Here is a 24594-nt window from a genome sequence, read left to right as displayed (position 1 = left end):
GAAATGAATATGACAGGTAAATTTATTGTCATCGAGGGGCTGGAAGGGGCAGGTAAAACCACTGCAATTGATACTGTTGCTCATATTTTAAGTCAGCATAACGTTGGCGATATTCAATTTACTCGTGAACCTGGTGGAACGCCAATTGCAGAAGCACTACGTAATATTATTAAAAATGGTTTAGATAATGAACCTTTGACAGATAAAGCCGAATTATTGATGTTATATGCTGCACGCATTCAACTTATTGAAAATGTGATTAAGCCTGCACTTAAATTGGGGAATTGGGTGATAGGTGATCGACATGATTTGTCGACGCAAGCCTATCAAGGTGGTGGTCGTCAATTAGATGATGTTTTTATTAAAACATTAAAAGATCAGGTGCTTGGCAATTTTAAACCGGATTTGACGCTATATTTGGATATTGAACCTAAAATTGGTTTATTACGCGCAAGATCAAGAGGTGAACTCGATCGGATTGAACAACAGTCTTTATCTTTTTTTGATAGAATACGCGAGCGTTATTTAACACTTGCGGCACAAGATAATACTATTGTAACAATTGATGCTTCACAATCAATTGAAGTAGTGACTAAACAGATTGAAACAGTATTAACTCAATGGTTGTCAACACAGGTTTGATATATATATGATTTTTAATGATTATCCTTGGCTTTCTTTACCTTATCAACAATTAGCTGATAGTATTTTACATCAGCGAGCTCATCATGCTTGGTTAATCAATTATGTACAAGGCAGTGGCGAAGATAAGTTTGTTAGTTTGCTTGCTAATCGTTTGTTGTGTCAATCGTCACATCAGTTAGAACCATGTTTAAACTGTCACAGTTGTCGATTATTTTTATCGCAGCATCATCCTGATTTTTATATAGTCACTAATGAGCAAGGTAAGCAATCCATCGGTATCGATCAAATACGAACGCTTACCACTAAAATTTATGAAAAATCGCAACAGGGTGGTAATAAAGTTATTTGGATTGAGAATGCGGCATTAATGACAGAGGCCGCAGCAAATGCATTATTAAAAACGCTAGAAGAACCCCCTGAAAATACTTATTTTATTTTAAGTAGTGAGCATAATAGTCATTTATTACCGACTATACATAGTCGGTGTTTTCGTTATTTTTTACCTGTTCCTGAATTAGAACAATCTGTTTTGTGGTTAAAAAAACAACACATTCAGCCGTATAATGATAATGAACTTGCCTGTGCATTGTTATTGAGCGAAAATGCACCAATAACAGCTGAAGCGTTATTAGCGCCTGAAAAATGGCAACAACGAAAACTTTTTTGTGAGCAGTTATTAAACGTTTTACCCCAAAATGATTATTGGCAATTGGCCAAAACACTTAATAATGAGCAAGTGATTGAATATATAATCTGGTTTTCAAGTTTGTTAAGTGATGCTTTAAAAGCACAGCAAAAAGCGGGACGTTTTATTATTAATCGCGATCAGGTGCCATTGGTAAGGTTATTGGCGAGAATGGATAATGAAAAAATTCTAGCTCTTTATGATTTATGGTTGCAGGCAAGAATATTATTATTATCGGTTACAGGTTTGAATAAAGAATTAATGGTTTATAATGTGCTTGCTCAATCGGAATTAATTAGTCAATGATAAGCTAATTATATTTTGTAACTACATTTTAGTTTGATGTATGTTTAAGTAAAAAGGATAACTGTGAGTTATTTATCTATTGAATTTGGCCTACTTTTTATTGCTTTCTTTGCTTTGTATTGGGGATGCTGTTTTTCACCTAATTTACAAAATAAATTACTATTAATAGCAAGCTATTTGATTGTTGCTAGTTATAGTTGGCAGTTCGCGCTAATTTTGCTTGTTTACACCTGCATTATTTATCTATTTTCACTTGCTATTGCCTCATCACAACGTCATGCAAAGCGATGGCTAATTTTGGCTTTGTGTGTATCGATAATTAATTTAGCTTTATTTAAATATTTTGATTTTTTCCGATATGAATTACAAGCATTACTGAATTTTTGCCATTTACCTATTTTATTACCCGTTATCACCGTACTGATTCCAATCGGAATTTCATTTTATACTTTTCATTCTGTAAGTTACTTAGTATCGGTGCAAAAAAAAGCGTTACCTGTAGCTAAATTTTGGGATTTTGCTCTGTTTTTGTCTTTTTTTCCTAGTATTATTGCCGGTCCAATTAATCGTGCTAAAGATTTCCTGCCTCAAATTGCGGTGAGTCAACCTCGTGAAATATTACAACCGTTTCGAGCTTTTACTTTAATAATTTTAGCCGTGATTAAAGTGTATTGTTTAGGTGGTTTAGTTAGTGAAAACTGGGTAAAACCAATTTTTGCTAATCCATTGGAATTTAATGTTATTGATTTGTTAGTGGGCCTTTATGGTTATGCAATGCAAATCTATTTGAATTTTTCTGGTTATACCGATTTAGTGACAGCAATAGCTTTATTATTAGGTTTTCGTTTACCAATCAACTTCAACTTTCCTTATTTAGCTCTGAATTTACGTGAATTTTGGGATCGTTGGCACATCAGTTTATCACATTGGATTCGTGATTATATTTATATACCACTAGGTGGTAGTCGAAAAGGATTTATTCGCACACAAATAAATGTCTTGTTAGCGATGTTATTATCTGGGTTATGGCATGGAGCAGGCATTAACTTTATCATTTGGGGTGCGTGTCATGGCATAGGTATTATTGTCCTTAATATTGGTGATCGTTATTTCGGTCGAAATTGGATAACTGCACGTTCACCAATAATAGCAAGGTTAATTACTTGGCATTATGTCTGCTTTACATGGCTATTTTTTAATAGTGAAAGTTTGCCTGATGCCATCGATTATTTAACTGCATTAACACATAACTTCTTTATTGAACCCAATTATATTGGTGCTTTTTTATTTATATGTATTATATTTTTTACTTATCCATTGTTTAAAAATATTCCTGATTGGTTTACTTTGCAATTAGGTAAAATAAAACCATGGTATTTGCCTTTCATTTTTATTTTGATATTGTGGGTAACTATATATATTGCACCATCAGGTGTGCCAAACTTTATTTATGCTAACTTTTAATTATGATGTTAATTCATTATGCTATATAAGAAATCGTTTTCTAAAAATAAGAAAAAAAACAGATCGAATGTGAAACGGCGACGTCATAATACGATCAATAAAAAAGAAGTAGCTAATAAGTCTTATAAAAAGAGAGATGTTGCGGTAAATATCAATACTTGTTTATCAGCAAGATATATTTTTATTTTATTGTTTGTAACTGGAATAGCTTTAATGGTGCTTTATTATAAATCAATACTGATTTATTGGCAGCAAACTTACCATTCTGATCTATTTCATTCTAATACTTTAATACAAGACTCTTTTCCAGAAGAACAAGGTGAAGAATCGAGTGAAGATGCTATAGCTCAAACCCAAGATTCAACTATAACAAAAGATAGTAAACATGAACCACAAGTTAATAAAAATGTAAATCCAATAGAGCAAAGCCATACTGTTAAACCTATAATTATTCAACCTGATGCGATTAAACGATTAAGTAAAGATAAGATTAAAGATGAAATCTTACCAAAAGATAAATCATTATCAGATAAAAATAAACAGGTTGAAAGTAGTATTAAAAAACCACTTGAAAAATCTAACAAAGCGCCAACGTTATTACCAGCAAAAGAAAAAGATGAATTACCAAAAGTTCAAATACATGATGTCCCGTTGATTCATCAACCGTTGCCAATTGTTTTAACTGAAAATGATAAGGTTTTTTTTGCGGGTGACTCATTAATGCAAGGTGTTGCACCATATGTTAAAAAAATGTTATTCAAACAGTATAAAATAGAAAGTATAGATTTGAGTAAACAAAGCACCGGACTTGCTTATCCCAATGCTTTTGATTGGCCAAAAACTATTAGTGATACACTAGCCGACGATCCTACAATAAAGCTGCTTGTGGTTTTTTTAGGGCCTAATGACCCTTGGGATTTTCCCGTTAAAGGATACGCTAAATACGCGAAATTCAAATCTGAATTATGGGAAGAACAATACCGTTTACGTATAGCCAATATTTTGAGTAATGCTCGTGAACATCATATACAAGTGCTTTGGCTAGCTGCACCATGTATGCGTAAACCTAAATTAAATGATGGCATGGTTTACCTTAATACATTATATAAATCTGAGATTGACAAAACGCAACAGCATTTTTTAACAACCAATGAGTTACTCGGTTGTACATACGAAAAATTCAATAGTTTTATTGAAACAAATAATGAAAAAATAAAAGTAAGGGTGGATGATGGGGTTCATTTTACACCAACTGGCCAAAAAATTCTGGCAAAGGCCATTATGGAAAAAATAATTTTTAAAGAATTAGAGGGTACCCATAGTGATTAAGTTTTTAAAGTATATTCTAGCTATTATTGCGGTGACATTCACTGTTGGATGTAGTGTAGCAGAAAGTACGACCACAACAACTGTATCGGGGATTATTGATTTTGGCGATCCCAACGCTAAACAATTTGCAACAAGGTTAAAATCGTTAGCAGCGAACAGAAATAGCGATGATGTTGTTAATATAACCCAATTTGGTGATTCGCATACCGCAGCAGATTTTTTCACTGGTGAATTTAGAACGTTAATGCAAGGAAAATATGGTGATGCGGGTATTGGCTGGATAACGCCTGTTGCAATTAAAGGACAAAGCCATGCAGCGGTTACCTGGAAAAATAAAAATTGGGATGTATTAAGTAGTAGAACACTAAGCAATTTAGATTTTCCTATGGGGGGGTTTATTGCCAAACCGTTGAAGGATTCTGCTGTAATACAAATTTCACCAAAATCATTAGCCAATAAAGATTGGCAAGTAAAATTCACTTTTAAAACATCAAAAAATACGCCTAATGTATTTGGAATTTATGATGTTAATAATAAAAAGATTAATTTTAATTATGTGCCTCAAGCGAATGTGTGGCAAACGGCTTCTATTGTGTCGAAAATGCCTTTAATGATAAAAGGGCAAAATGATGTTGAACTCGGTGGAATATGGTTAACGCGTTATCAACAACCTGGGGTAGTTGTATCGGCTATAGCCACTAATGGCGCTAAGCAAACCATATGGCAAAAATGGAGCCCTAATTGGTTTAAAGAATTAGCTTTATCAAAAACTGATTTAGTGATTCTTGAATATGGAACAAATGAGAGTTTTGATGAAACGTTAGATCCTACTGCTTATCGCAAAAATTTAGTGAATAGTATAAGACAAATTCGTAAATCTTTGCCTGATGCAACGATTTTATTAATGTCACCTCCAGATACCATGGCGAATGAAAAAGATACCCCGAAATCTTTTTCAACAATTAAAAATATTCAAAGACAAGTCGCTAAATCCGAAAAGACATTATTTTGGGATTGGCAACTGGCAATGGGGGGTAAATTTGCAGTTAAAGAGTGGCGACAGCGGGGACTGGCTCGTGCAGATTTAGTTCATCAAACATTACAAGGTTATAAAGAGAGTGCTCGAATGTTTTATGCTGATTTGAATGACTTTGTACAAAAAAAATAGACAAAATTTAAGACTAAAAAGGAATAACTAAGTTATGTCATCTCCAATTATTGTTGCTGTTGATTTTGCTGATGTTAAATCAGCATGGAATTTTATTGATCGTGTTGATCCAAAAGATTGCCGTCTTAAAATTGGCAAAGAGTTATTTACCCATGCCGGGCCTGAATTTATTAAACAAATTATGAATAAAGGCTTTGATATTTTTTTAGATCTTAAATTTCATGATATTCCAAATACGGTAGCTAAAGCCGTCTCTGCCGCTGCCGATTTAGGGGTTTGGATGACTAATGTACACGCAAGTGGTGGTGCTCGCATGATGCAAGCAGCAAAAGATGCACTTTATCCTTATGGTAAACAAGCACCAATATTAATTGCAGTGACAGTATTGACGAGTATGGAGTCTTCTGATCTTCAAGAAATTGGTATTCATGTTTCACCTTTAGAACAGGCGACAAAATTAGCTATACTAGCTAAGAATTGTGGCCTTGATGGTGTTGTATGTTCGGCGAAAGAAGTTCAAAGTTTTAGAACTCGGCTTGGCAGTGATTTTAAATTAGTTACTCCAGGTATTCGTCCAGCCGGTTCGACGCCAGATGATCAACGTCGTATCATGACGCCTCAACGAGCTCAAGCTGCAGGTGCTGATTATCTTGTCATTGGTCGACCAATTACTCAAGCTGAAGATCCTGCTAAGGCATTACAGTCTATTTTAACTACACTTGATTTAACTAAGAGCTAAGCAAAGCATGTCTGATAATCTAGTTGTATATTCAACCGATAAAGGTCGAATAAAACCGAAAGAGACACAATTATCTCGTGATAAAGGTGATGGTATTATTCGTATTCAACGGCAAACTTCGGGGCGTAAAGGCAAGGGTGTTTGTGTGATTTCGGGTTTTGATTTGGATGATGCCCAATTATCAAAGTTAGCAGCAGAACTTAAAAAACGCTGTGGTTGTGGCGGGTCTATCAAAGATGAAACCATCGAGATTCAAGGTGATAAACGAGATTTACTGAAAACATTGTTAGAAGAAAAAGGTTTTAAGGTAAAACTAGCAGGTGGTTAACGTTATTAGCTAAAAAAATAACTCCCATTGTGGGAGTTATTTAATTGCAATTAATTTGAGCGATATGTCCGCATTTTTTTGCTAATATCACGGCGTTCTTTAGAAATTTCAGCATTTTTAATAATATAATCATCAACACGATCATCATAGTCACTTTTCATGTTAGCAATAATCGCTTGAAGCTCTTCGTAAGTCATATCAGGCTTAATATATTCACTTAAGTTTTCAAGTAATAGAACGCGTTTTTGGTTGTCACGAATCTTTTTCTCGTTGTCTGCTATTTCACGTTTTAATTTATTTAATCGACGTGATAGACGAATGTACTCTAAAACATCTTGAAACGATGGTGCGCTTGCTTTTTCCTTGTCCATCTGTAACCCCTTATTTCAAAAAAATGGAAAAATATATTAAAGGCAATTATATACTAATAATTTTTCAAGATCATATTAATTATATTTTTAATGTTATCACGATGGTATGGTGATTTTATTTCGTCATTATGCTGTTATAGATATATTTATCTTTTATAGCTTTTATTTTGATTATTTTTATATTTAAATGCAGATAATTTTCGAAAAAAATTGATTAAAAAGATAAAAGTTAAAACAACTATTAAGAATTATTCCAAAATATTATACAATACCCCGATATTTCTAAAAGCGTATCAAATGAGAGAATCATAATGAGCTGGATTGAGAAAATTCTAAGTAAAAATAATATATCGTCAGATCATAAAAAAGCGAATATTCCTGGTGGTGTTTGGACCAAATGTAGTAACTGTGAGCAAATTATTTATCAAGCTGAATTAGATCGTAACTTAGAGGTATGTCCTAAATGCGATCATCATATGCATATTCCTGCACGTGTAAGATTATATCGGTTTTTAGATGAAGGTTCTGATGTTGAAATTGGATCTGAATTAGCGCCTAAAGATATTCTAAAATTTAAAGATACTAAAAAGTATAAAGATCGCTTATTAGCGGCTCAAAAAGAAACGCACGAAAAAGAAGCTATGGTTGTAATGAAAGGCACTTTATTGGGGATTCCTGTTGTGGTAGCTTGTTTTGAATTTGCTTTTATTGGTGGGTCAATGTCTTCTGTTGTAGGAGCTTTATTTACACGTGCAGCAGAACAAGCCATTGCTGATAAATGCCCATTAATTTGTTTTTCAACTAGTGGTGGTGCTCGCATGCAAGAAGCACTTTTTTCACTCATGCAAATGGCAAAAACAAGTGCAATTTTAGCTAAAATGCAAGATGAAGGTTTACCTTATATTTCGGTGATGACCGATCCTACTATGGGCGGCGTATCAGCAAGTTTAGCTATGCTAGGTGATATTAATATTGCTGAACCTAAGGCATTAATTGGCTTTGCTGGTCCCAGAGTCATTCAGCAAACTGTACGTGAAACCTTACCTGAAGGTTTTCAGCGTAGCGAATTTTTACTTGAAAAAGGCGCGTTAGATATGATCATTCATCGTAAAGACATGCGCTCTAAAATTGCCAGTTTATTAGCTAAATTAATGAAATTACCAAGCCCTTTTTATGATGTCACCAATAACGAGACAAATTAAGTGAGCATACAATATACGAAACCTAATGCTAAGTCTGATTTACAATCATGGCTTAGTTATTTAGAGCAACTACACCCATTGACTATTGATTTGGGGTTAGATCGTGTTAGAGCCGTTGCTCAAAGGCTTAACTTATTACAACCAGCTCCTTATGTATTTACTGTTGCAGGAACAAATGGTAAAGGCACAACGTGTAAAACACTTGAAATGATATTGCTTGCAGCAAATATGCAAGTAGGTGTGTATAGTTCTCCTCACCTTTTACGTTTTACTGAACGCGTACGAATCAATAATCAAGAATCGACCGAGACAGAAACAATAAATGCATTTATTGAAATTGAAAATGCTCGAGGTGATATCTCACTGACTTATTTTGAATTTGCAACACTTGCGGCTTTATATCAATTTAAGCAAGCCAATTTAGATGTTGTTATTTTAGAAGTCGGGTTAGGTGGGCGTTTTGATGCGACTAATATTGTTGATGCTGATGTGGCTATTATTACTTCGATAGCTATAGATCATGTCGATTATTTAGGTAATACTCGTGAAAGCATTGGCCGAGAAAAAGCAGGTATATTTAAGCCTAAAAGTATTGCTATTGTTGGGGAGCCAGACATTCCTCAATCAATTTTTGATGTGGCAAATGCTGTCGATTGTCCTTTATATGCGGTAAACCAAAATTGGTCTTATGAGCAAAAAGATAAAAATGTTTGGGAATTTTATTCTGACAAATGTCAATATTCATCTTTAGTGACTCCTCATGTGCCGTTATCAAATGCAGCCACTGCTATTGCAGCCCTAAATTATTCATCATTTAAGATTGCTGAGCAACAAATAAATGAAGGATTAGGTAAAGCAAGCCTAACGGGACGATTTCAAATTGTAAAAACTCATCCACTTGTTATTTTAGACGTTGCACATAATCCTCATGCAGCTCATTATTTAGCTAATCAGTTAAATTCTTTAAAAACCGAAAATAAGGATATTGGTCGAGTCATGTTTGTAATTGGCATGTTGAAAGATAAGGATATCAAAGGTACATTGTCGTTATTAAATGGAGATGCTTGGTATTGTGCATCACTTTATGGCGATCGAGGATGTGGTTGTGATGTATTAAAACAATATTTAGTCGAGAATAATGCCCAAAACGTTTTAACATTTGATCATGTTTGTGATGCTTACCGAGCAGCACTTCAAGATGCTCAAAAAAATGATATTATTGTGGTATGTGGATCTTTTCATACGGTATCTGCAGTCTTAGCTGAAATTGATGATTAATTTTATGGAAAATAAAAAAAATAATAATAGCACTCCAAATAGGGTTCGAAATCGATGGGTCGGTTTTGCTACTTTATTGTTAATTTTAGCAGCAGTAGCGCCATCGATTTTAACCGATAAATCCAATTTACCTATTTCTTCAACGCCTATTTTACAACCTGAAATTGTTAACCAGCAAAATCAAGTTATGACATCACCAACTGAATCTGGAAGCCAACTTGGTAATCCAAATAATGAGGTTGCTGATATTCCTTATATTCCGGAAGATGACCAAAATTCAAATACGTTATCTTCAAATAATATTTCAACAAATGATGATAGTGTTTCATCAGTAAATAATAAGTCAGTTGTATCAAGTCAAGAAACTAAACCTTACATGATTCAACTTACTGCGTTAAAAAATAGACAAAAAATAGAAGAGCTTGTAGCTTTATTACGATTAAATAACTATAACGTTAGGCTAATTCCCAAAAATCCTGAACCCAACCAGCTTATTAAATTGCAGATTGGGCCTTACGCTAAAAGAGAACAAGCAGAACAAGTTATTGTTGATCTAGATACTTTGACAAAACTTAAAGGTATTATAGTGGCTAACTAAATACAGTAACTATAATAAAATAAATTCTTAACATAAGATTGTGAGTGATTATGATGATGAATTGGGTTGATTTTACGATTATTGGGGTCATTGTTTTTTCTGCATTAATTAGCATTGTTCGAGGTTTTGTTCGAGAAGCGTTATCCCTTATCAGTTGGATACTTGCTTTTTTTATTGCTAGCCGATTTTATTCTCATATTACCCAGTATTTGACCTATTTTGATAGTGATGTGGTTAAAATTGCGGTTGCTATTGCTATTTTGTTTATTGCTACATTATTAGTTTGTACTATAGTGTCTTATATTATTGGTCAGTTGGTTCAAAAAACGGGGTTATCAGGTACAGACCGCGTTTTAGGAATTTGTTTTGGTGTGTTACGTGGTATTTTAGTCGTTGCTGCAGTACTTTTCTTTATTGATACTTTTACTCCTTTATCACAATCTCAATATTGGACTCAGTCTCAGCTTATTCCACATTTTCATTTTATTATTCGTTGGTTTTTTGATTATATCCAAAATTCGTCTTCTTTTTTAGCGCATTAGATTTGAGGTAATTGTTATATGTGTGGTGTAGTTGGTATTGTAGGATGTAGTACAGTTAATCAATCAATTTATGATGCTCTAACGGTGTTACAACATCGAGGGCAAGATGCGGCCGGAATCGTTACTATTGATGAGCAAAATCGCTTTCGTCTACGTAAGGCTAATGGTTTGGTTAAAGATGTTTTTCAAGAACATCATATGCAACGACTTCAAGGCAAACTGGGTATAGGTCATATTCGTTACCCTACAGCAGGTAGTTCTAGTCCATCCGAAGCTCAACCCTTTTATGTTAATTCACCTTACGGTATTGCGCTTGCGCACAATGGAAATTTGACTAATACCGACCAATTACGCCATAAAGTATTTGAACTTGCACGCCGCCATATCAATACTAATTCGGATTCAGAAGTCTTATTAAATATTTTAGCTAATGAACTGGATAAATTTCCAACTTACCCGTTAACGGCTGATAATATCTTTCAGGCTGTTCATCAAGTACATAATATTATTCAGGGTGCTTATGCCTGTGTTGCTATGATTATTGGACATGGACTTGTTGCTTTTCGTGATCCATATGGTATTCGTCCTTTAGTGATAGGAAAACGCGTACTTGATAATGGTAAAACTGAATATATGGTTGCGTCAGAAAGCGTTGCATTAGATATTCTTGATTTTGAATTGATGCGTGATGTTGAACCAGGGGAAGCTATTTACATTACCCAAGATGGCCAATTTTATGCACAACAATGTGCAGATAACCCCCAATATTATCCATGTATTTTTGAATATGTCTATTTTGCCCGACCTGATTCGCTAATGAATGGGGTATCTGTTTATCAATCTCGCATTTTAATGGGGCAAAAGTTAGGTCAAAAAATAGCGAGAGAATGGAAAGATATCGATATTGATGTCGTTATTCCCATTCCTGAAACCTCATGTGATGCTGCGCTCGAAATTGCACGCATTTTAAATAAACCTTATCGACAAGGATTTGTTAAAAATCGTTATATTGGTCGTACATTTATTATGCCAGGGCAAAGTGCACGTAAACTTTCAGTAAGAAGAAAGCTCAACGCCAATCGTATAGAATTTGAAGGAAAAAATGTTCTTCTGGTAGATGATTCAATTGTACGAGGCACTACGTCAGAAAAGATACTTCAAATGGTACGCTCTTGTGGTGCTAAAAAAGTGTATTTGGCTTCGGCTGCACCAGAAATAAGACACCCTAATGTTTATGGCATCGATATGCCCGTTGCCAGAGAACTTATTGCTTATAATCGTAACGTTGATCAAATCGCTAAAGATATTGGTGCAGATAAACTTATTTTCCAAAACCTTGATGATTTAATTGCTGCGATACGAGAATTAAATCCTAACATTACTCATTTTGAATGTTCGGTCTTTGATGGCAAGTATATTACTCAAGGTATAAATGATACTTATTTGTCACTTTTAGAAAAAAAACGCAACGATGATAAAAAAGTGTTTTGCCAAAAGGAATCGGAAAATTTAGAAATTTATAATGAAGATCAATCGTATAATTGATTAGTTGAAGACATCTCAAAAACAGATAAATTTTTGCTAATTTGTCTGTTTTTTTTATTTATTTTCTATTATTCCCTCTCGATTTTTTTCAATAACAAAAAAGTCATAAAAATAATATTCATATAAATCAATTAATTATAATTTTATGTAAAATAGCCTTTTAATAATTAAATAATATTAATTACTTGAAAAAAAACAATATTTAATATTTTTACAAAAAAAAATCAAAAAAAAATTATAAAATCATTTTGATAAATGACAGTTTTGTAATATGATCCTACCCAATAAGAGGTTTTGTAAAAAAATCCACAATCTTTAAATAAATTTAAGTATAGAAAAACAATAAATTTGAACTGTAAGTGTACAAGGTTTAATTATAACTATGCTTATTTAGAATAAAAATAACTTGTTACTTTGTAGCAATGTTGCTGGTGAAATATAAGGAATAATTAAGATGAGAAACAATCTTAATTTAAAAGTTATCTCTGCACTAATTGTTATAGCTCTAGGTTGTCAAACAACATGGGCTACGGGTAGTAACACTTCTAGCCCAGTAACTGCTGTTGATAGCAATAAGATAATTGAGTTAAAAGATGGTACTAAAGTTCGTGAAATGGTGAATAACCAACAACGCAGCTTATATCAAATTGCTTTACTAAGTAGTATATCTATTGCTGAATTAAGAGCAATGAACGCTGGTCGTTATGACAAGAAAGATGTGGTTGAGATTGGCGAACGATTGGTTCTTCCTGAAAATTCGCCATTATTACCAGCAATAAAGAAAGTGGATCCTGATAGCCAAAATAAATATGCTAATCTGCCTAAATTAGGATCCGATGACACATATGATCCTAAAGTGGATAGAAGTGCTTTAGCCAGCCAAGTTGCATCAACAATTCAAACTTTAGCAAGTCAAGATTGGAAACAGATAACCTCTCCAGATAATGGCGGTTTGTCAGGTCATATAAAGAGTAAAGCTAAAGATTATGCTGAGGATTATGTCCGCGGTGGTGTTAGAAACCAAGTTGTTGATCCAATCAAAAGTGCAGCACAAGACTTTTTAGGTCGATTTGGTACTGCGCAATTGCAATTCGATTTAAGCGATAAAGGTACGTTTAATAACGTCAATCTTAAATTGTTTAGCCCTTGGTTGGATACAGAAGATACGTTGATATTTACTCAACTTTCGTTTCAAGAATATGAACATAATCGGCGTATTGGTAACTTTGGTATAGGTCAACGTTGGGATGTAGCAGATAAAAAGTGGTTATTGGGTTATAACGTATTTTTCGACCATGATTTTCAACGATCTCATAACCGTTTAGGGGTAGGTGCTGAAGCTTGGACCGATTACATGAAGTTTGCTGTTAACTATTATCATCCATTATCAGATTGGAAAGAATCTAAAGACTTTGATGATTATTTAGAACGAGCAGCTAGAGGATTTGATATCCGTTTCCAAGGCTATTTACCTCAATATCCACATCTTGGTGGTTCTTTAATGTATGAACAATACTATGGTGATAAAGTCGCATTGTTTGGCAAAGATAATTTGCAAAAAGACCCAAGAGCAATCACGGCTAGTATTGATTATACGCCAGTTCCGCTTTTTACGATCAAAGCTGAACATAAGCGTGGACAAGATAATAAAAAGGCAACTAAAGCTGAATTGACGATGAACTATCGTATTGGTACACCTTTAAAAGATCAACTTGATCCTGATATGGTTCAGGCTGCTCGTTCAGTTAAAGGTAGCCGTTATGATCTTGTCGATCGTAATAATTATATTGTACTTGAATATAAAGATAAAAAAATGAGCGTCGATCTAGGACTTGAAGCACTTCAGTTACTTGAAGGTGAGTCTTACGGCGTTACTATTGGTGTACATAATGCTAAAGGTTTAAATAGCCTTTCATGGTCTGGTGACATGATGGAAATTGATGCTGGAGGCGGCTTTCTATGCTCTACTGTTGGAATATGTACAGCTTCTAGTTGGATGACGCCTCCTGCTGATACAAATAATTGGAAGATTGTCGCGCCGAATTATGTTGATGCAAACGGTCAGCGTCACCCAATCAGTACTAATGGTAAATATACTTTATCTGTTACAGTGACTGATGGTAAAGGTAAATCGGCGACATCTAACTCTGTTACTTTCGAAGTTTTGCCTAATCCTTCAATGCGCAAAATTGGAGTTTGGGCTGTAGATAAAGGTGGGAATAAAACTGCTTTAGCAATGAATCCAGCAGATGGGCAAAGTGCAATAACCGTATTAGCAACGTTAGTTAAACCAAAGGTTATTAATGGTTCAATTACCTCTGCACAAGATGTAATAGGTTTTAGTGATGATGATTTAATGAATCGTATTCCAGAAACTTTTGATGCAGTATTAAAAGGCTGGACAGCGACTAGTAATGGTAAAAAAATTAGTTTAATTAATGGTGTTTCTGGTAATGTTAACTCTTGTCCGACACAAGAACCTTGTATTATTGTTAAAGGGTTTGAAAAAGTAAAAATGGGACAAAAAGCTTCTTCCAAGTCAGCAACAGCAGCAGGTACAGAGGTCATAGGTGATAGTTATCTTTTAGATGTTGCTTCTAACATTGAAGGTGTTGTTGAGTTTTCTATCGCAATTGATCAGTTTGGGACATCGTTCAATAAAGCGATCGTAGATTTCTCTGGCGGTAAAGCAGGAATAGTAAAAGTTTATCGTAGTGATGGTGTATTAGTAGCAAGAAGTGAAGGTCATCTTCTTCAATTTGATCCAAGCGGTCCAAATGAGTGGAAAGTTGATTCTGAATATTATGTAAAAGCTTATCCTATGGGTTACGAAGATGAAGCGCATGAAATTAAAAATCCATTTATAATTTGGTCATTAGTGGGGTCAAATGAGCTTGCATGTCCTGGTAGTAAGGCAACAAGTGCATTACCAGATTTTGTGAAGAACCCTAATGGACCTTGGTTTAATGTCGCTATGGGTGTTGATGCTCATTACACATTAAGAAGTTTAAGAACACAAAGTTATGCGTCTTCTGGAATGAGTATTGAAAAGAGTGAAGGAGCGCCGACTTATTTGAATTTAGCAACACTTAATGCATCGCCATTAGCTTGTGCTGGGGATCAAGGGTTTAAATTGCAAGTCGTTGTTAATTAATAATAGATTTTAGGTTGTCGAAGTTAATCGGCAGCCTATTACTGGGAACACCAACCAAAGTGGTGTATTTATATAAATACAACATGTTAATTTAGAAATAAAATAGGAAGTTAAACATGAAAAATTTAACGTTAAAAAAAGTCGCATTCGGCTTATTATTAGCTGGTTATGCTTCAAGTAGTGCATTTGCTGCTGTACTAACAGCAGAGACATCAGCGCCAATTCACGGTAATGCGCCAATACTTTCAAAGACAAGTGCGGATGTAGATCATACTGTGTCCTTAACAATTACAACTGATGCCGCAGGTCTAACACCAATTGCAGATACAGATCAGGTTAAAGTTGGTCAGTATTTTAAAATTTCATATAATTTGAAAGATAAAGATGGTGATGTTGATAATAAAAACATTGAAAAAACAGTTACTTTTTTCGTCAGACAAAAAGATGCTACTGGTAATTTTGGTGATTGGAAAAAAATCAATACACTTGAAGGTTTAACATCAACAGCAACAAAAAATGTAAATGGTGTGTCTGAAGGTACAATTATATTCAAGATCAATAGTGAATTTAGTGGTGCTGATGAAATTGGTTTCACCTTACAAGAACAGACAGAATTTGGTTTACCAAATACGAATAAATGGTTGAACGTATCTGATATCTGGTCAAAAGTGCCACCTGAAGTTGATAATAATCAGCCAACAAAACCTTCAGAGGAAAAACATGGTCCTGGTGATACCCCTCCTAGTAAAGGTCCTATTATCGATGATGGCTATAGAGTTGGTATTTTCAAATATGGTACTGACGGTAGTTTAGATTTAACTGTTAACTATACAGTTAAACCTGCGACAGGCGATGCACCAACACCTAAATATGGCGAAAAATATGGTGCTGTAGTATGGGACGACGCAAACAAAAACAATATTCCTGATGCAGGTGAGTTAGTGAAAACATCTTCGTATACATACACTTGGACGCTATCTAATGATCCAGCAGCAACAGCTGATTATCAGGATGCTGTAACTACTGAAGCTTTAACCGGAACCACTACTACAACAGGTACGAATGATACAATCTATTTAGGTAGTGAAGACGGTGCCAAGAATAATAATGAGCTTTATAACACTAAATACAAAGCTGGTGCGCAAGGTTACTTGTTGAAAGTTGCAACAGACAGATAATATTATTCGTATTGAATTAATATAGTTCTGTTTTTTAACAGATTAAAAACCACTCTTATGAGTGGTTTTTTTATTAGTTTTTTGTAAGTTACTATCTTTATAGCATGCTATTTCTATTATAGAATAAATATCACAATCACTTATTTGATAATATTATGATCATTCCTTGGCAAGAACTAGATTCAAATACGCTGAATAATTTAATTGAATATTTTGTGTTACGTGAAGGTACGGATTACGGTTTGCAAGAAATATCACTTATAGAAAAAGTAGATAATGTTAAATCTCAATTGATTGCGGGAAAAGCGGCAATTTTTTGGTCTGAACTGCACCAAACGATCGACATCAAGCTTGTTAAATAATCACTAAATTCCTTATAGCTTAGTATATAATTTATCGCTCAACTTTGTTATAGTGTGTAAATTGGAAATTGGATTGAGAGGAAGGAATAATGATTGGTAAACAGCACACGGATACAACATTAGAATGGTTTTTATCGCATTGTCATATTCATAAGTATCCCGCCAAAAGCACTCTCATTCATCAAGGCGAAAAAGCAGAAACTCTCTATTACATTGTAAAAGGCTCTGTTGCGGTATTAATTAAAGATGATGAAGGCAATGAGATGATTTTATCTTATTTGAATCAAAATCAATTTTTGGGCGAATTAGGTTTGTTTGAAGAAGGTACAGAACGAAGCGCTTGGGTTAAAGCTAAAACAAGTTGTGAAGTGGCCGAAATTTCTTACAAAAAATTTAAGCAACTTGTTCAAGTCAATCCTGATATTTTAATGCGACTTGCAAGTCAAATGGCAAGCCGTTTACAAGTAACATCAGAAAAAGTGAGTAATTTAGCCTTTCTAGATGTTGCTGGTCGCATTGCGCAAACGCTATTAAATCTAGCCAAACAACCCGATGCAATGACTCATCCCGATGGTATGCAAATCAAAATTACCCGTCAAGAAATAGGTCAAATTGTTGGCTGTTCGCGTGAAACTGTTGGTCGAATTTTAAAAATGCTAGAAGACCAACATTTAATTTCAGCACATGGTAAAACCATTGTGGTTTATGGAACCCGTTAATTGATGATGGCTATATTTGATCAAAACATTTATAAAAAGCTATATATGGATTGGCATGTCTCATGATTCAACAAAGATCTATTCCCAATCATGTAGCAATTATTATGGACGGTAATGGTCGTTGGGCCCAACAACGAGAGCAGTTACGCGCAGTTGGGCATAGGGCTGGTTTAAAAGCTGTTCGTAAAATTGTCAGTTATGCATCAACCTTAGGTGTTAGAGCTTTGACTTTATATGCATTTAGTAGTGAAAATTGGAAGCGTCCTCAAAATGAAGTTTCAGCATTACTTTCACTTTTTATTTACGCGTTAAATCGTGAAATGAAAAGTCTGCATAATAATAATGTGAAGTTAAATATTATTGGTGATATTTCGCAATTTAATGAACGATTGCAAACTATGATCATTAAAGCGGAACAACTAACAAAAGACAATTCTGGGTTAGTATTGAATATTGCAGCTAATTATGGTGGGCGATGGGATATTATTCAATCAACGAAAAAAATGGTTAAACATGTTTTAGATGGAAAAATCACTTTAGATGATATTACCGAAACATACTTTGCTTCACAAATAAGTATGAACGAATTACCCGATGTCGATCTCGTTATTCGCACTGGCGGTGAGTATCGAATTAGTAATTTTTTGTTATGGCAAATAGCATATTCAGAATTTTATTTTACTGATGTTTTATGGCCGGATTTTGATCAAGCTTTATTTGATAAAGCAATTGATGTTTTTAATACCCGAGAACGACGTTTTGGTGGTATTCAAGCAGAGGAACATTCATGTTAATTCAACGATTATTGGCTGCAATTGCGCTCATTCCACTTGTGTTAATTATACTTTTTTTTGCTCCATTATCCGTTTTTGTTGTTATTATGATGATAATTGGTGGTATCGCTGCATGGGAGTGGGCTCAATTCTTACATATTACTAACCAACAAAATAAATTGTTATTTGCTCTTCTAATTGTAGTGATATTGGCTGTACTTTATTTTATTCCAATTCCAATTGAATTAAAAATAACACTCTATAGCGTAATATTATCATTATCCATTATTTGGTGGTTAATTGCACTGATTTTAGTTATGACTTATCCCAAAACTGCACATTATTGGTTCAATTCAATTACATTAAAATTACTGTTTGCTTTTTTTACATTAGTGCCTTTTTTCCTTGGTATGGTGGGGTTAAGGTCGGTCAATTATAGTTCAAATTGTTATACAGGAGCGACTTTGTTGTTATATGTATTTGTTCTTGTATGGGCTACCGATACAGGCGCATATTTTGCTGGGCGAAGTTTTGGAAAAAGAAAATTGGCACCAAAAGTTTCACCCGGTAAAACAGTAGAAGGATTTATTGGTGGAGTAAGTCTGGCAGTGGTTATTAGTGTTCTTGCTTATTTTTCGAATCTTATTAATATTAAATTTAATGTATTTTTTATTAGTTCATTATTGGCAATTTTGGTTTCAGTATTAGGTGATCTCACTGAAAGTATGTTTAAACGAGAAGCAGGTATAAAAGATAGTGGCAATCTGATACCTGGTCATGGTGGTCTTTTAGATCGAATAGATAGTTTAACAGCTGCGGTGCCTATTTTTACTGTATTATCTTTGCATTTACTATAAAAAGGTTATAGATTTTGCTTTGGTCACTGTTGTTATTTATCATTACTATCAGTATATTAGTGACTATACATGAATTCGGCCACTTTTTTGTAGCTCGTTTATGTGGAGTTCGTGTTGAATGTTTTTCCATTGGATTTGGAAAAAAAATATGGTCGCATAAATTTTCAAGTGGAACTGAATTGGTTATTGCTATGATTCCTCTTGGTGGTTATGTTAGAATGCTAGATGGAAGATCGAAAGAATTAGCAACCATTGATAAAAGCTCGGCTTTTGATAATAAAAAACTATGGCAAAGAGCTGCAATCGTATTTGCAGGTCCTATAGCTAATTTTGTTCTAGCGGCAGTAATTTATTGGGGTATTTTTTTACTTGGTGTGACAGTTTATCCTGTCAAAATTAAAGAAACGATACCCAATACGCCAGCATCGACAATAAATCTACCGGTCGATGCAGAGTTGAAAAAAGTAAATGATATTCAGATAGACAGTTGGAATGATGTAAATCTAGCTCTGATGTCGGTTATGGGGCAACATGATGTGTCTTTAACTTACTTAGTATCAACCAAAAATAGTACAGACGAAATTAGAAAAACTGTCGATATTAGCCATTGGCGATTTGATGTAGAGAAAGAATCAGCAATTACAACATTTGGTTTTATTCCTAAAGCGTTGGAAATTTATCCAATTGTGAGTAAAATTGTGCCAGAATCTGCAGCAGAAAAAGCAGGATTACAAATTGGTGATAAAATTATCAGTTATAATAATAAACTTTATACTAATTGGGATGATTTTTCAGCTGAGATAAAAAAAGCAAATAAACTAACATTGAAGGTCGAACGGAAGAATCATGATGTTGAACTGCTTCTTACACCGACCATTCAAAAAAATGGAGAAGGTGTAGCGGGTTTATATCCTTCTTCAAACGCGGTAGTTAAGCAGTATGGTTTTTTTGAAGGATTAGGTAAAGGCATTGAGCAAACAGTATTAACAACAAAATTAACTGTAGGTTCACTTTATCAGCTAGTGACAGGTGTTATTGGTCTTAAGCATTTATCTGGACCAATAACGATAGCAAAAAGCGCAGGGCAAACAGCAAGTTATGGTTTCACACCTTACTTATACTTTCTTGCTTTTATCAGTGTAAGTTTGGGGGTTATCAATCTTGTTCCATTACCAATGCTAGATGGCGGTCACCTTGTCTTACTATTATGTGAAAAGATTAAGGGAAAAGCTTTATCTAATATAACTCAGGAACGATTATTTCGTATAGGGTTTTTATTATTAATGGTAATAATGGGAATTGCACTATTTAATGATGTTTTACGATTGTGATGGGATGAGGTTATAAACATTTACAATGAAAATAAATAAATTACTTATAGCATCTTTGCTGTTTAGTACCACAGCGGTATACAGTTCTAACGCATTTTGTGTTGATGATTTTGTGGTAAAGGATATTAAATTCGAAGGATTACAACGGGTTACTCCGGGAGCGGCATTGCTTGAAATGCCTGTTCAAGTTGGTGATTATGTGAATGAAGCCGATCTTGGGCGTATCATCAAATCACTTTATGCGAGTGGCAATTTTGAAAACATTAGTGTTTCTCGTGATGGTGATCGATTAATTGTTCATGTTCAAGAACGGCCAACTATTGCAAGTATTACTTTTTCTGGTAATAAATCAGTCAAAGATGACATGTTAAAAAAGAATTTAGATAGTTCTGGAATTCGAGAAGGTGAAGCGTTGGATCGTACAATGCTTTCAGGAATAGAAAAAGGGCTAGAAGATTTTTATTATAGTGTCGGTAAATATAACGCAAAAATCAAAGCTGTTGTTACACCATTATCTCGAAATCGTGTTGATCTGAAATTAGTTATTGCAGAAGGAAAATCCGCATTAATCGATCAAATCAATATTGTCGGTGCGAAAGCTTTTTCTTCTGAAGAGCTTATTGCCCGTTTTTCTTTGCGAGATGAAGTTCCTTGGTGGAATATGCTTGGTGATCGTAAATATCAAAAACAAAAATTAGCTAACGATCTAGATGAATTACAAAGTTTTTACCTCAATCGTGGATATGCTCGATTTAATATTGAATCAACTCAAGTAAGTTTAACGCCAGATAAAAAAGGCATTTACGTCACCATTAATATTCATGAAGGTGAGCAGTACAAACTATCAGGCCTTGATTTTAAAGGCAATTTCGCTGGTCATAAAGATGCTATTGCTAAAATAGCAAAAGAAAACGTAACAATTGGTGAGCTGTATAACGGCAAAAAAATTACCGATGTTGAAGATAATATTAAACGTTTACTTGCTAATTTTGGTTATGCCTATCCTCGAGTGGCTATCCAACCAGAGATGGATGATGCCAACCATCAGGTCAAATTAACTGTCATGGTTGATGTAGGCCAACGTTATTATGTTCGTAATATTAAAATCGTTGGTAACACTGTTACTAGTGAGAGTGTTGTTCGTCGTGAACTTCGTCAAATGGAAGGGGCTTGGTTAAGTAACGGTTTAGTGGAACTAGGTAAAGATCGATTAAATCGACTTGGCTTTTTTGATACAGTCGAAGCAAACACTGAACGCGTTCCGGGCGTTGATGATCAAGTTGATATCATTTATAAAGTGAGTGAACGCAATACGGGTAGTATTAAATTTGGTGTTGGTATTGGCTCAGATAGTGGAATAAGTTTCAATGCTGGTATTTCACAAGATAACTGGTTAGGTACAGGTAACAGTGTATCGTTTGATGTGAATACTACAGATACTGACAAAACTGCATCTATCTCAATTGTTGACCCGTATTTTACGGTGGATGGTGTCAGTTTAGGTGGAAGTATTTATTATAATACTTATAAAGCTGATGATGATAAAGATGAATCAGAATATTCGAGTAAAACATGGGGGGCCTCAGCTAATTTAGGTTTTCCAATTAGTGAGAATAATTTTGTTCGTTTTGGTACCGAATACGCAAATCATAAGCTATCAGATATGAAAGCCCAATATGGTATGTGGCGATATTTTGATAAAATGGGCGAAAAAACAAAAGATAAACACTCTATATCGTTTGATACCAATGACTTATTATTAAATGCATATTGGACTTATAATTCGTTAGATCGTGGTTTCTTCCCGACTGATGGTTTAAAAATAACCTCTAATGCTAAAATTTCTGCACCAGTATTTGATAACCGTTTTTACAAGCTAGTTACTGATGCATCGTATTATTTACCATTTGATTCTGAACATCATTGGGTCTTTTTAACTCGTGGCCGTTTAGGTTATGGTAATGGTCTTGGCGGTAAAGAATTACCATTTTATGAGAACTTCTATGCTGGTGGTTCAACAGTACTTCGTGGTTTTAAATCAAATACTGTTGGTCCTAAGGCTGTATATTTTAATAACAGTAAAGGCTGTAGCGGTTTAGATGATACAAGTACATGTACAAGGTCTAAAGATGCGGTTGGTGGTAATGCTATTGCTTTTGCTAGTACTGAATTAATAGTGCCAACACCATTCATTGGTGAAAAATATGTAGATAATGTTCGTACCTCTGTATTTTTTGATGCTGGTACAGTATGGGATACCGAATGGGACTTTAAAGGACATAATATTCCGGATTATAGCTCTCCATCTGATATAAGAATGTCAGCGGGTTTAGCTGTGCAATGGATGTCCCCTTTAGGACCATTAGTCTTTTCTTATGCACAGCCGTTTAAAAAATATAATGGAGACTCGGCTCAACAGTTCCAGTTTAATATAGGATCGACATGGTAATGCCATGTCAAAATTAATAAATAGACATAGGTGATAAAAGTGAAAAAAATTATTTCAGTTCTAGGTATAAGTGCTGCATTATTGTTTACAGGTATGGCAAATGCAGAAGTGAAAATTGGTGTGGTTGATGTTATGTCAGTTTTACAAAAAATGCCACAACGAGAAACAGTAGGTAAAGCATTAGATAAGGAATTTGAAGCAAGAGCTAAATCTCTGCAAGACGAAGAAAAGAAAGCAGGAGATGCTGCTGCTCGTCTCAAAAAAGATGGTCTGACTTTATCTGCTTCTGAAAAAACTAAATTAAACAAAACAATTTCTGATTTTGAAAACAAAGCTAAAGCATTTTCAGCTGATTATCGTAAACGTGAAACAGAAGAAGCCGGCAAATTATTAACTAAAATTCAAGAAGCGGTTAAAGACATTGTTACTACTGAAAAGTACGATATCATTTTAAAAGCTGAAGCGACATTATCAGCATCAGATGCTGTAGATATCACAAATAAAGTATTGGAAAAGGTTAGTAAATAATGTCAGCTTTTTGTTTAAAACAACTAGCTCAACAGCTTGATGCGAAGTTACATGGTGATGGTGAATTATCCATCACCGGTATTGCTTCAATGCAAAGTGCAAAATCAGGACAAATTACTTTTTTGTCTGATAAAAAATTGCAAAGTAACTTATTAGAATGCAAAGCTTCTGCTGTTGTGATGACAGAGGATAGTCTTGAATATTGGAAGGGTGCTGCTCTAATTGTCAAAAATCCCTATCTCGCTTATGCAAAATTAGCTCAGTTACTTGACAGTACACCTGTACCCGCTAAAGGTATAGCAACGACTGCTGTAATAGATCCAACAGCAAAATTAGGTACTAATATTTCGATTGGCGCAAATGCTGTTATCGAAAGTGGTGTTGTACTTGGTGATAATTGCATTATTGGTCCTGGTTGTTTTATAGGAAAAAATACGACGATTGGCTCAGGGACAAAATTATGGGCTAATATCTCTGTATATCATAATTGTATAATTGGTGATAATTGTTTAATTCAATCCGGTACCGTCATTGGTGCAGATGGATTTGGATACGCTAATGATCGCGGTAAATGGATTAAAATCCCACAATTAGGTCGGGTTATCATTGGTAACAATGTAGAAATTGGTGCTTCAACAACAATTGATCGTGGTGCACTTGATGATACAGTAATTGGTGATGGCGTGATTATCGATAACCAATGCCAAATTGCGCATAATGATGTAATCGGTGATCATACTGCGGTCGCTGGTGGCGTTATTATGGCGGGAAGTTTAACTATTGGTCGTCACTGTATGATTGGTGGAGCGAGCGTCATTAACGGGCATATGGAAATATGTGATCAAGTTACCGTAACAGGAATGGGAATGGTTATGCGCCCTATTAAAGAGCCTGGCGTTTACTCATCAGGGATCCCATTACAAGAAAATAAAGTATGGCGAAAAACCGCTTCATTGGTATTACATATTGATGAAATGAATAAACGTTTGAAAGCGCTTGAGAAGAAACTATTAAATGTCTCGACGTAGGCGATTACGGTCGGT

23 protein-coding genes are annotated in these 24594 nt (G+C 34.5%); 22 read left to right on the top strand and 1 reads right to left on the bottom strand.

The window, feature by feature from the left end; genetic code table 11:
- Positions 1–9: 9 nt before the first annotated feature.
- The 7 genes from tmk to yciH all read left to right on the top strand — a co-directional run bounded on the left by tmk (position 10) and on the right by yciH (position 6664).
- Positions 10–642, top strand: coding sequence for a dTMP kinase (gene tmk / locus J3U57_RS05065; RefSeq protein WP_065634222.1), 633 nt, complete (start codon positions 10–12; stop codon positions 640–642).
- 7 nt (positions 643–649) lie between these two features.
- Positions 650–1636 (top strand): DNA polymerase III subunit delta', encoded by a 987-nt coding sequence (gene holB / locus J3U57_RS05060; RefSeq protein WP_267343995.1) that lies wholly within the window; start codon positions 650–652, stop codon positions 1634–1636.
- A gap of 63 nt (positions 1637–1699) precedes the next feature.
- A complete protein-coding gene (locus J3U57_RS05055) occupies positions 1700–3100 on the top strand; it encodes an MBOAT family O-acyltransferase (protein ID WP_267343994.1) in 1401 nt (466 codons plus the stop codon).
- Between the two features lie 69 nt (positions 3101–3169).
- A complete protein-coding gene (locus tag J3U57_RS05050; RefSeq protein WP_267343993.1) occupies positions 3170–4429 on the top strand; it encodes a DUF459 domain-containing protein in 1260 nt (419 codons plus the stop codon).
- Positions 4422–5597: a GDSL-type esterase/lipase family protein gene (locus tag J3U57_RS05045; protein ID WP_267333627.1), complete on the top strand. Its 1176-nt coding sequence runs from the start codon at positions 4422–4424 to the stop codon at positions 5595–5597. Before J3U57_RS05050 ends, J3U57_RS05045 begins: the two co-directional genes overlap by 8 nt.
- A gap of 34 nt (positions 5598–5631) precedes the next feature.
- Positions 5632–6336 (top strand): orotidine-5'-phosphate decarboxylase, encoded by a 705-nt coding sequence (gene pyrF / locus J3U57_RS05040; RefSeq protein WP_065634217.1) that lies wholly within the window; start codon positions 5632–5634, stop codon positions 6334–6336.
- Between the two features lie 7 nt (positions 6337–6343).
- The gene (gene yciH / locus J3U57_RS05035) at positions 6344–6664 is read left to right on the top strand and encodes a stress response translation initiation inhibitor YciH (protein WP_267333626.1); all 321 of its coding nucleotides are present in this window, start codon (positions 6344–6346) and stop codon (positions 6662–6664) included.
- A gap of 50 nt (positions 6665–6714) precedes the next feature.
- Here the strand turns inward: yciH and tmaR are convergent, their stop codons facing one another.
- Positions 6715–7035 carry a PTS system regulator TmaR gene (gene tmaR, locus J3U57_RS05030; RefSeq protein WP_065634215.1) on the bottom strand — a complete coding sequence of 107 codons (321 nt, stop codon included), beginning with the start codon at positions 7033–7035 and terminating at the stop codon, positions 6715–6717.
- Positions 7036–7346: 311 nt separating this feature from the next.
- Here tmaR and accD point away from each other — a divergent pair, with 311 nt between their 5' ends.
- From accD to lpxD, 15 genes are all read left to right on the top strand, one after another.
- Positions 7347–8237: an acetyl-CoA carboxylase, carboxyltransferase subunit beta gene (gene accD / locus J3U57_RS05025; protein WP_065634214.1), complete on the top strand. Its 891-nt coding sequence runs from the start codon at positions 7347–7349 to the stop codon at positions 8235–8237.
- 6 nt (positions 8238–8243) lie between these two features.
- A complete protein-coding gene (gene folC / locus J3U57_RS05020) occupies positions 8244–9515 on the top strand; it encodes a bifunctional tetrahydrofolate synthase/dihydrofolate synthase (protein WP_416379653.1) in 1272 nt (423 codons plus the stop codon).
- A gap of 4 nt (positions 9516–9519) precedes the next feature.
- The gene (locus J3U57_RS05015) at positions 9520–10113 is read left to right on the top strand and encodes an SPOR domain-containing protein (protein ID WP_267343991.1); all 594 of its coding nucleotides are present in this window, start codon (positions 9520–9522) and stop codon (positions 10111–10113) included.
- 56 nt (positions 10114–10169) lie between these two features.
- The gene (locus J3U57_RS05010) at positions 10170–10655 is read left to right on the top strand and encodes a CvpA family protein (RefSeq protein ID WP_065634277.1); all 486 of its coding nucleotides are present in this window, start codon (positions 10170–10172) and stop codon (positions 10653–10655) included.
- Between the two features lie 18 nt (positions 10656–10673).
- Complete coding sequence (purF, locus tag J3U57_RS05005; RefSeq protein WP_267343990.1) at positions 10674–12200, top strand: amidophosphoribosyltransferase; 1527 nt, start codon at positions 10674–10676, stop codon at positions 12198–12200.
- A 454-nt stretch (positions 12201–12654) separates the two neighbouring features.
- The gene (locus tag J3U57_RS05000) at positions 12655–15354 is read left to right on the top strand and encodes an inverse autotransporter beta domain-containing protein (RefSeq protein WP_267343989.1); all 2700 of its coding nucleotides are present in this window, start codon (positions 12655–12657) and stop codon (positions 15352–15354) included.
- Positions 15355–15470: 116 nt separating this feature from the next.
- Positions 15471–16532, top strand: coding sequence for a hypothetical protein (locus tag J3U57_RS04995; protein WP_267343988.1), 1062 nt, complete (start codon positions 15471–15473; stop codon positions 16530–16532).
- Positions 16533–16687: 155 nt separating this feature from the next.
- Positions 16688–16894, top strand: a complete 207-nt coding sequence (locus tag J3U57_RS04990) for a YheU family protein (RefSeq protein WP_065634209.1) — start codon at positions 16688–16690, stop codon at positions 16892–16894.
- Positions 16895–16983: 89 nt separating this feature from the next.
- Positions 16984–17613 (top strand): cAMP-activated global transcriptional regulator CRP, encoded by a 630-nt coding sequence (gene crp / locus J3U57_RS04985; protein WP_416379580.1) that lies wholly within the window; start codon positions 16984–16986, stop codon positions 17611–17613.
- Between the two features lie 62 nt (positions 17614–17675).
- Positions 17676–18407 (top strand): isoprenyl transferase, encoded by a 732-nt coding sequence (locus J3U57_RS04980; protein WP_267333620.1) that lies wholly within the window; start codon positions 17676–17678, stop codon positions 18405–18407.
- Positions 18401–19243 carry a phosphatidate cytidylyltransferase gene (locus J3U57_RS04975; RefSeq protein WP_267343987.1) on the top strand — a complete coding sequence of 281 codons (843 nt, stop codon included), beginning with the start codon at positions 18401–18403 and terminating at the stop codon, positions 19241–19243. The genes J3U57_RS04980 and J3U57_RS04975 overlap by 7 nt, the downstream gene beginning before the upstream one ends.
- A gap of 14 nt (positions 19244–19257) precedes the next feature.
- The gene (rseP, locus tag J3U57_RS04970) at positions 19258–20574 is read left to right on the top strand and encodes an RIP metalloprotease RseP (protein WP_323849448.1); all 1317 of its coding nucleotides are present in this window, start codon (positions 19258–19260) and stop codon (positions 20572–20574) included.
- A gap of 25 nt (positions 20575–20599) precedes the next feature.
- Positions 20600–23023, top strand: coding sequence for an outer membrane protein assembly factor BamA (gene bamA / locus J3U57_RS04965; RefSeq protein WP_267333618.1), 2424 nt, complete (start codon positions 20600–20602; stop codon positions 23021–23023).
- 39 nt (positions 23024–23062) lie between these two features.
- Positions 23063–23551, top strand: coding sequence for an OmpH family outer membrane protein (locus J3U57_RS04960; protein ID WP_267333617.1), 489 nt, complete (start codon positions 23063–23065; stop codon positions 23549–23551).
- The gene (gene lpxD / locus J3U57_RS04955) at positions 23551–24579 is read left to right on the top strand and encodes a UDP-3-O-(3-hydroxymyristoyl)glucosamine N-acyltransferase (protein WP_267343986.1); all 1029 of its coding nucleotides are present in this window, start codon (positions 23551–23553) and stop codon (positions 24577–24579) included. The genes J3U57_RS04960 and lpxD overlap by 1 nt, the downstream gene beginning before the upstream one ends.
- The last annotated feature ends 15 nt before the right edge of the window (positions 24580–24594 follow it).

Origin of the sequence: Gilliamella sp. B3464 (assembly GCF_026536145.1) — a bacterium.
Taxonomy (GTDB): Bacteria; Pseudomonadota; Gammaproteobacteria; order Enterobacterales; family Orbaceae; genus Gilliamella.
The sequence above is the reverse complement of the archived record's forward strand: the minus strand, read 5'-3'. Positions and strand labels throughout refer to the sequence as shown.

Coding starts and splice junctions, on each gene's coding strand:
- yciH (WP_267333626.1), top strand. CDS start 6,344: ATGTCTGATAATCTAGTTGTATATTCAACCGATAAAGGTCGAATAAAA.
- accD (WP_065634214.1), top strand. CDS start 7,347: ATGAGCTGGATTGAGAAAATTCTAAGTAAAAATAATATATCGTCAGAT.
- J3U57_RS04995 (WP_267343988.1), top strand. CDS start 15,471: ATGAAAAATTTAACGTTAAAAAAAGTCGCATTCGGCTTATTATTAGCT.
- tmaR (WP_065634215.1), bottom strand. CDS start 7,035: ATGGACAAGGAAAAAGCAAGCGCACCATCGTTTCAAGATGTTTTAGAG.
- bamA (WP_267333618.1), top strand. CDS start 20,600: ATGAAAATAAATAAATTACTTATAGCATCTTTGCTGTTTAGTACCACA.
- J3U57_RS04990 (WP_065634209.1), top strand. CDS start 16,688: ATGATCATTCCTTGGCAAGAACTAGATTCAAATACGCTGAATAATTTA.
- holB (WP_267343995.1), top strand. CDS start 650: ATGATTTTTAATGATTATCCTTGGCTTTCTTTACCTTATCAACAATTA.
- pyrF (WP_065634217.1), top strand. CDS start 5,632: ATGTCATCTCCAATTATTGTTGCTGTTGATTTTGCTGATGTTAAATCA.
- crp (WP_416379580.1), top strand. CDS start 16,984: ATGATTGGTAAACAGCACACGGATACAACATTAGAATGGTTTTTATCG.
- J3U57_RS05000 (WP_267343989.1), top strand. CDS start 12,655: ATGAGAAACAATCTTAATTTAAAAGTTATCTCTGCACTAATTGTTATA.
- tmk (WP_065634222.1), top strand. CDS start 10: ATGACAGGTAAATTTATTGTCATCGAGGGGCTGGAAGGGGCAGGTAAA.
- lpxD (WP_267343986.1), top strand. CDS start 23,551: ATGTCAGCTTTTTGTTTAAAACAACTAGCTCAACAGCTTGATGCGAAG.
- J3U57_RS04975 (WP_267343987.1), top strand. CDS start 18,401: ATGTTAATTCAACGATTATTGGCTGCAATTGCGCTCATTCCACTTGTG.
- J3U57_RS05010 (WP_065634277.1), top strand. CDS start 10,170: ATGAATTGGGTTGATTTTACGATTATTGGGGTCATTGTTTTTTCTGCA.
- J3U57_RS05015 (WP_267343991.1), top strand. CDS start 9,520: ATGGAAAATAAAAAAAATAATAATAGCACTCCAAATAGGGTTCGAAAT.
- J3U57_RS04980 (WP_267333620.1), top strand. CDS start 17,676: ATGATTCAACAAAGATCTATTCCCAATCATGTAGCAATTATTATGGAC.
- purF (WP_267343990.1), top strand. CDS start 10,674: ATGTGTGGTGTAGTTGGTATTGTAGGATGTAGTACAGTTAATCAATCA.